The 7,626-nt window shown below is 46.2% G+C and carries 5 protein-coding genes and 3 tRNA genes; 1 reads left to right on the top strand and 7 read right to left on the bottom strand.

All coding sequences use genetic code 11. The annotated features are described in order from the left end of the window. Positions 1 to 69 precede the first annotated feature (69 nt). Genes miaA through tsaE form a run of 4 tightly spaced genes read right to left on the bottom strand, consistent with a single transcriptional unit; the run spans position 70 to position 5,224 of the window. Positions 70 to 1,002: a tRNA (adenosine(37)-N6)-dimethylallyltransferase MiaA gene (gene miaA / locus QTO06_RS20005; protein ID WP_038892651.1), complete on the bottom strand. Its 933-nt coding sequence runs from the start codon at positions 1,000 to 1,002 to the stop codon at positions 70 to 72. Then, on the bottom strand, positions 999 to 3,017 hold the full coding sequence (gene mutL / locus QTO06_RS20010; protein WP_331409490.1) for a DNA mismatch repair endonuclease MutL: 2,019 nt from the start codon (positions 3,015 to 3,017) through the stop codon (positions 999 to 1,001). Before mutL ends, miaA begins: the two co-directional genes overlap by 4 nt. Positions 3,018 to 3,035: 18 nt before the next feature. Then, the gene (locus tag QTO06_RS20015) at positions 3,036 to 4,766 is read right to left on the bottom strand and encodes a LysM peptidoglycan-binding domain-containing protein (protein WP_331409492.1); all 1,731 of its coding nucleotides are present in this window, start codon (positions 4,764 to 4,766) and stop codon (positions 3,036 to 3,038) included. Beyond that, positions 4,760 to 5,224: a tRNA (adenosine(37)-N6)-threonylcarbamoyltransferase complex ATPase subunit type 1 TsaE gene (tsaE, locus tag QTO06_RS20020; protein WP_005438321.1), complete on the bottom strand. Its 465-nt coding sequence runs from the start codon at positions 5,222 to 5,224 to the stop codon at positions 4,760 to 4,762. The genes QTO06_RS20015 and tsaE overlap by 7 nt, the downstream gene beginning before the upstream one ends. A gap of 284 nt (positions 5,225 to 5,508) precedes the next feature. Here tsaE and queG point away from each other — a divergent pair, with 284 nt between their 5' ends. Continuing rightward, entirely contained in the window at positions 5,509 to 6,636 is a 1,128-nt protein-coding gene (gene queG / locus QTO06_RS20025) for a tRNA epoxyqueuosine(34) reductase QueG (RefSeq protein ID WP_331409494.1), read from the top strand. A 529-nt stretch (positions 6,637 to 7,165) separates the two neighbouring features. Here the strand turns inward: queG and QTO06_RS20030 are convergent. The 3 genes from QTO06_RS20030 to QTO06_RS20040 form a co-directional block, all read right to left on the bottom strand. Further along, positions 7,166 to 7,242: transfer RNA gene (locus QTO06_RS20030), tRNA-Met, on the bottom strand. A 155-nt stretch (positions 7,243 to 7,397) separates the two neighbouring features. After that, positions 7,398 to 7,473: transfer RNA gene (locus QTO06_RS20035), tRNA-Gly, on the bottom strand. 50 nt (positions 7,474 to 7,523) lie between these two features. Beyond that, positions 7,524 to 7,599 (bottom strand) — tRNA-Gly (locus QTO06_RS20040). Between the last annotated feature and the right edge of the window lie 27 nt (positions 7,600 to 7,626).

Consider the following 7,626-nt stretch of genomic DNA (forward strand, 5'->3'; position numbering starts at 1 on the left):
AAAAACCGCCAATAACAGATCCTTTGAGAGTGCGTTCACGCAAAAACGATCACATTATACACAGCTATCTCAATCAGATGCTATTGCTTCTGACATGGTTTCAAGTGCCTGTTCAATGTTATCGCTATCCAACCAAGTTAAATCATTCCAGCTGCGTAACCAGGTGATTTGACGCTTGGCCAATTGACGAGTTGCACAAATGCCACGAAAAACGGCTTCGTCGCGTGTGCAGTCCCCATCTAAGTACTCCCACATCTGTCTGTAGCCAACGCAACGGATAGAAGGAAGATCAGGGTGAAGATCCTTGCGCGCATACAACGCTTTCATTTCCTCTTCAAAACCCGCTTCCATCATCTTATCGAAACGTAGTTCAATTCGACGGTGAAGTTCTGCCCTGTCCTTGGGAGCTATTGCAAACTGTTTGACTCGGTAAGGCAAGCTGTCGCCTTTAGTTTGAGTCAACTCAGTAAGAGTTTTACCTGAAATACGGAAGACTTCCAACGCTCTCGATAAACGTTGAGGATCGTTTGGATGAATTCTCGCAGCTGATACAGGATCAATCTCTTTCAGCTCATCGTGCAACACCGACCAACCTTTAGTCAATGCCTCTTGCTCAATTTGCTGACGAATTTCAGGATTTGCAGCAGGAAGAGGTGATAAGCCTTCAAGTAACGCTTTGTAATACAGCATTGTACCGCCAACTAAGAGCGGAATTTTTCCTTCTGCAACAATGTCATCCATTGCCTGTAGTGCATCACGACGGAAGTCCGCCGCAGAGTATGATTCACTTGGATCAAGAATATCGATAAGACGATGTGGCGCTAGGCTCAGTTCGCGTTCATCAGGTTTCGCCGTTCCAATGTTCATGTCTTTGTAGATCAACGCCGAATCCACGCTGATGATCTCAACCGGAAACTTTTGACGAAGGCGAATCGCTAGTTCTGTTTTACCTGATGCGGTTGGCCCCATTAGGAATAGCGCCAAAGGTAGTTTGTCTGTCATGGTCTTAATTTGGCAATCGTGGCAGAGAAATCAACAGCAGACACAAATTTTGTGTCTTCTAATGGCAATTGACCATGTCTTAACTGTTCAAGTTCCGCAATAATTTGAATGGCTTCGGAAAGAGTATAGTGGCTCTTAACAGTGGTGACCTGCAAAGCAAGCCAATCTATCAGCTCTGATAACAGCTGAGCCGTTGCTCCCTCTCCCCTCACGCGAGTTTGCGCGTAAGATAACAGATCTGGTATCAAATTTTGTAAGTTTTGTTGACGCAGTGGTGATGGCACGCCCATAACCATCAGAGCTTTATCATTTCTCGCTTTAAGCTGGATGCCCAACTGAGCAAAGTCTTGCTGATAATCCTGCGCGAGCTGAACCATCTCCGGCTCTAGCTTCACCGATAATGGCACCAGTAACGGTTGAGCTTTTAACGCTCCATCGCTCGGTGTGAGCTGACCTTTGGTTCGATAGAACTCTGCTCTTGGCAGTGCAACCAAAGCTACACCACTATCGCTGCTCATCAAGACAAACTGCTCGTCCACCACAGCCAGCGCTTTACTTAATGCCGTAACTGGCGGTAAAGCAGCTTCTGCCGATGTGCTAACTGACGCTTTTGGCGCTTCTTTTTGAGGCTCAAAATCTGGCGTTTGAAGCAATTCATGATAAGCGCGCACTTCTTGTTTACTTGGCGCAGCCTCAGCATGACGTTGTTCTCTGTTAGAACTTGGTTTAGGCGCAGGTTTTGATTCAACCCAATCTGTTCGTCTGAAAGAATCTGCCGGACGTGCTTCTCGCACAGAAGCATCACTTGACGCCCTATCGCGAGGTTTCGATTCATAGTCTGAACGCCCCGGATAAGCTGGAGTGTTATCAATCGCTTGATAGACTTGCTCTGGCACAGGAGAGGTCACAGGCTCTGGTGCGCTGACTGGTTCTTGATTTGCCGTGCTCGCCTCAAAAGATTCAACAGGATCGGCATGGTGGAACGCGGATTCGTTGACGTGGGGTTTATCAATCACTGAGCTTTGTGCAAGCGCATCTGCCAAAGCTTGATAGATAAAGTCATGCACTAAGCGGGCTTGATGGAAACGCACTTCATGCTTGGCTGGATGCACGTTAACATCCACTTGGTGCGGGTCGAGCTCAATAAACAATACATACGCGGCGAACTGATCCGGCTTTAAGCTGGTTTCGTAACTTTGGCGAATCGCGTGGTTAATCAACTTGTCACGCATCATGCGACCATTCACGTAGCAGTATTGTAAGTCACTCTGCTGTCTCGCCCCTTCTGGCGTGGTAATCCAGCCATGCAGCTTGAGACCTTGATGCTCCAATTCGATACGTAGCATATTACGCACAAAGGCATTACCACATACTGCAGCAATACGCTTTTCGGTCTGAAGCTGATTCTTTGCCGCACGGTATTGGCGAATCATTTTGCCGTTATGACGCACGTTGATAGTGACATCAAAGCGGCTCAATGCAATACGCTTCAATAATTCATCGATATGAGCAAATTCAGTTTTCTCGGTACGGAGGAATTTACGGCGAGCGGGGGTGTTAAAAAACAAATCGAGCACTTCAACCGACGTACCAATTGGGTGTGCCGTCGGCTGGAGTTTAACCTTCATCTCACGCCCTTCCGAGTAGGCACTCCACGCTTGTTCTTGCGCTGCCGGGCGAGAAGTCATGGTTAAGCGCGATACCGAACTGATACTCGCTAGCGCCTCACCACGGAAACCCAAACTCATGATGGCTTCAAGATCGTCCAATGTGTGGATCTTAGAAGTAGCATGACGACTCAACGCCAGACCTAACTCATCTTTCACAATCCCTTTGCCGTTATCGCGCACGCGAATCAGCTTGGCGCCACCTTTCTCGATATCAATATCAATACGAGTCGCGCCAGAGTCGAGACTGTTTTCTACCAGTTCTTTCACGACAGAGGCGGGTCTTTCAACCACTTCCCCTGCCGCGATTTGGTTTGCCAGTCGAGCTGGCAAAATCTTGATGGTCATGATGAGTTATCAGCTCACTTATTTGTTTGGAATGATCAGCACCTGCCCAACCGCTAGTTCATCAGAACGTAAGTTGTTCGCCTTACGAATACTTGACACGCTAACGCCATACTTCGATGCAATCTTACCTAGGTATTCACCGCGAGCAACCTTGTGCTTGCGGATCGGTTTGTCTTTCACTGCGACAGTGATCTTCAACTTCTGGCCAACCCAAAGCGTATCTGATTTCAGGTTGTTCTCACGGCGAATATCCGCAATTTTCACTTTGTAGTGACTGGCTATCTTGCCAAGAAACTCTCCGGATTTAACCGTGTGTGTGATCGTCTCAGTTTCAACGGTATTTGGCTTGTTCGGAATAGAAACCGACGCCGCACCAGAACCAGGAATTTTCAGTTTTTGACCAACCGCCAAACCACTCGATTTAAGCTTGTTCGCGCTCATGATGGCTTTGGTCGACGTACCGTATTTCTGAGCAATCACAGACAGCGATTCACCACGTTTCACAGTATGAATCGATGGCTTAGCAGAAGACGAGAACACTGTGCCTTCTGGCGGGTTATCTTTCAGATATTGTACAACCGCTTTAGTGATAGCACGTGCTAGCTTGTCTTGGTGCGCACGTTGGAACAATAACTTCTCTTCCGTTGGGTTCGAGATAAAACCTGTTTCAACCAGAACTGAAGGGATTTGCGGGGAACGCAGAACCGCCAAGCTGGTATTGATCGGCTTCGAGTTATGCAAACGAGCAACTTTACCCATCTCGCCAAGAATGTTGGTAGCTAGCTTATAGCCTTCTTTCTGCGAATGGCTAAACTGAAGATCCAACAATGTTTGGTTCACGTTACGATCATTGGTGTTGCTAACAAACGCCGTACCCGATCCGCCGAGCAACTCAGATTGTCTCTCGTGGTTTTCAACCCAACGTGAAATTTCTGTGTTTGCACGACGAGTATTCAATACAAATACCGAACCACCACGAGGTTTTGGAGACGTGAACGCATCAGCGTGAATCGAAATTAGCAGGTGCGCATTGTTCTCACGCGCAATCGCCACACGACGGTTGAGGTTAACAAAGTAGTCACCGTTACGAGTCATACGAGTTTTGATACCTGGAACCGCATCTAACTGAGCCGAGATCTTACGAGAAATGCTCAGCACCGCATCCTTTTCATATTTACGACGCGATGGACCGATTGAACCAGGGTCTTCACCACCATGACCAGGGTCGATGACAATAAGAATCTCTTGTGCGCGCTTCACCGAGCTCATGTCTTTACTTGGTATTGCTGGAGTACTTGGTTTCGGTGTACTGGTTGCTGCTGTCGATGTCTTCGCGCCATGTGGCAAGTCAATAACCAAACGGTGGCCATATTGCCCAGCCGGCGTTGGCTTTAGCGTGAAGAGTTCAGCTTTAACGTTCTTTTTGAGCTCAAATACCAGACGGTATGTACCTTTGCTCGGAGGAGAACTCTTGCGAACCCGCTTTAGAACCGGACTGTCAGTTACGGTCACTGGTAATTTGGCTTGCATCGTGGTGTTTTTAATATCCACGACTAAGCGGTCTGGTCCAGACAGAGAAAAATAGGAATAATCTGCTTCCGAGCTCAAATCGATGACGACACGAGTCTCATCTGGTGAAGGCCAAACTCGGAAACTTTTTACGACGTTAGCAAATGCTAAATTGGGGATGATAAGGAGAAAAGTGGCGACAAACGCCGCCACTACTCTAAATTTAGGAAGACTCAACATAGCTCCAATCGACTGAGTAACTGCACACCATATTCATTGTTCGCCGTTAGTTCGGCTACACGCTGCTCGCCTTGGTAACGAATGTCCACATCAAGATCTGGTTGTGGCAGCATTCCTTGCCCTTTCTCTGGCCATTCCACCAAACAAATCGCATCATCCGTGAAGTAGTCTCGAATCCCCATGAATTCCAACTCTTCCGGATCCGCCAATCGGTAAAGATCAAAATGGTAAACTTGCCACTTATCTAGCTGATAAGGTTCAACCAAAGTATAGGTCGGGCTTTTTACATTACCTTGATGGCCAAGAGCACGGACAAAACCACGACTGAAGGTTGTTTTACCCGCACCCAGATCACCGTGCAGATAAATGGTGGTTTGTTGAGAACAAAGCTGAGCCAATGCGGTACCTAGAGCTACCGTTTCATGCTCATCTTTAAGATTAAATTGTTTCGTGCTCATTGATGTTTCTCTAACTAATGATCGTTGACTATATAAAAATCAAAAGAACAGGAATAGTAAACTGTGTTGGTTTTGAGAGACAAGCTCTCAAATGTCATATATGCGAAAAAATGACCAAAAAAGACAAATCCTAATTACCTGATTCTATTGAATGCATAAGGAAAATTGCTCATGCCCACGTCAACTTTTGCTGACTTTGTTTCAAAATACTTATCTAGACTTTCTGGTGGCGCCCATTCATAAGATCCGGTAAGATCCGCCCCCCTTTATCTCGGTGATAAAACATGAACTTCGAACAACTCGCTCAACAAATCAAAATTTGGGGTAAAGAGCTCGGCTTTCAGAAAGTCGGTATCTGCGATGTTGATCTTAGTGAACATGAAGCGGCTCTGCAAAAATGGCTTGATGCTGGCTATCATGGCTCTATGGACTGGATGGCTCGTCACGGCATGATGCGCGCCAGGCCAAATGAACTTCTACCGGGAACAGTACGCGTCATCAGCGTGCGCATGGATTACCTACCACCAGAAGCCAAGTTTGCTTCCAATTTGGCAAATAAGAACCACGCATACATCAGTCGCTATGCGCTTGGCCGTGATTATCACAAGTTGGTCAGAAAGCAGCTTAATAAACTTGGCAAACTTATTGAGCAAGAAGTCGGCCAATATGGCTATCGCCCCTTTGTCGACTCAGCCCCGATCCTTGAACGCCCACTGGCTCAAAAAGCCGGGTTAGGCTGGACGGGCAAGCACTCTCTGATCTTGGATAAGGACTGTGGCTCTTGGTTTTTCCTTGGCGAGTTACTTATCGACTTACCATTACCAGCAGACGAACCAAGTGTTGACCAATGTGACAAGTGTAAAGCGTGCATCACATCATGCCCGACACAAGCAATCGTCGATGAAAAAGTCGTGGATGCTAGACGATGTATCTCATATCTCACTATCGAATTTGATGGTGTTATTCCTGAAGAGTTCCGCAAGCCGATGGGAAATCGCATCTACGGATGCGACGATTGTCAGTTAGTTTGTCCATGGAACCGATACGCAGAAGTCACAGTTCAAGAAGACTTTCACCGCCGTGATAGTTTTGAAGACCCAGATCTCATTACTATGTTCAATTGGGATGAGGCAACCTTCCTAAAACAAATGGAAGGGTCTGCTATCCGCCGAATTGGCCACTTACAATGGTTGCGTAATATTTCTGTCGCACTTGGTAATGCAGAATACAGCCAAAAGGCCATTGACGCCTTAGAGAGTCGTCGTGGTGAAAGTGAATTACTAGATGAACATATCAATTGGGCTCTAGAACAGCAATTCAGCCAATTTCCTACCAATGAATCGGACTCTATCGAGACGAAGAAGAAACGCTTAATCAGAATTGTCGAAAAAGGCCTTCCAAGAGACGCCTAACGCGTAGCTCATATGCAAGAGATTGAAAACACTTTTTACATGTTCAATTCATGACCTTGTTCTCAATTCTGGAATGTGGAAAAAAAGTCAAGACTCGAAAGATTTCAGGGAAGAGAAAAAAGTTAAACACAACCTGAAGAAATGATTAGGATCAAAAAAATACAAATTAATGATCCTGATTTAACGCACCCGATCCGCAATAAAAGCAACTTTCCCGATAAATAACATACACTTACGCAGTAAAGAGAAAATTTTATTGTTGTCGAATAAAGAAAAGATCTTTCTTTGCAGCCCTTTAAACCCAAGCTGAAAACACTTTATCAACCAACTTATCCACAGAATGATGTATGTGGATAACTCTGTTAATTAAAGAGCAGAAAGCACCCCGAACACCAGATAATTCGTTGCTCAGACAAGTCATCTCATGTTTAAAACACAAACGAAATCGTCCGGTATCGACTGATGCGGATTAAAATATGATTTTCAGGGGGTTCATGCTTCGCAGCATTATGAAAAGAGCGATGTGAATTGGTTGCGGGAGCCGGATTTGAACCGACGACCTTCGGGTTATGAGCCCGACGAGCTACCAAGCTGCTCCATCCCGCGTCCATGTATCACTGCTATAAGCAGTAATAAGAATTGGAACGACACACAAAGTTCCCTATCCATAACAGAAAGGCGTAACCTCAACCTTGGTAAGTTTGCTCTGTAAACGAGCGAGTGTCGCAATTCACTGTTAAGCACAATGAAAGCTATAAAATTGGAGCGACACACGAGGTTCGAACTCGTGACCTCAACCTTGGCAAGGTTGCGCTCTACCAACTGAGCTAGTGTCGCATGTCACTGTTAAGCACAATGAGGGCTATCGCTTTCTACATTGAGAAAATTGGAGCGACACACGAGGTTCGAACTCGTGACCTCAACCTTGGCAAGGTTGCGCTCTACCAACTGAGCTAGTGTCGCATATTCTCGAAAGAGAATTGGTTGCGG

The organism is Vibrio sp. M260121 (assembly GCF_036533715.1).
Classification (GTDB): Bacteria; Pseudomonadota; Gammaproteobacteria; order Enterobacterales; family Vibrionaceae; genus Vibrio.

Excerpts from the sequence above, each read along its gene's own strand:
- miaA (WP_038892651.1), bottom strand. The coding sequence starts at position 1,002 with ATGACAGACAAACTACCTTTGGCGCTATTCCTAATGGGGCCAACCGCA.
- queG (WP_331409494.1), top strand. The coding sequence starts at position 5,509 with ATGAACTTCGAACAACTCGCTCAACAAATCAAAATTTGGGGTAAAGAG.
- QTO06_RS20015 (WP_331409492.1), bottom strand. The coding sequence starts at position 4,766 with ATGTTGAGTCTTCCTAAATTTAGAGTAGTGGCGGCGTTTGTCGCCACT.
- tsaE (WP_005438321.1), bottom strand. The coding sequence starts at position 5,224 with ATGAGCACGAAACAATTTAATCTTAAAGATGAGCATGAAACGGTAGCT.
- mutL (WP_331409490.1), bottom strand. The coding sequence starts at position 3,017 with ATGACCATCAAGATTTTGCCAGCTCGACTGGCAAACCAAATCGCGGCA.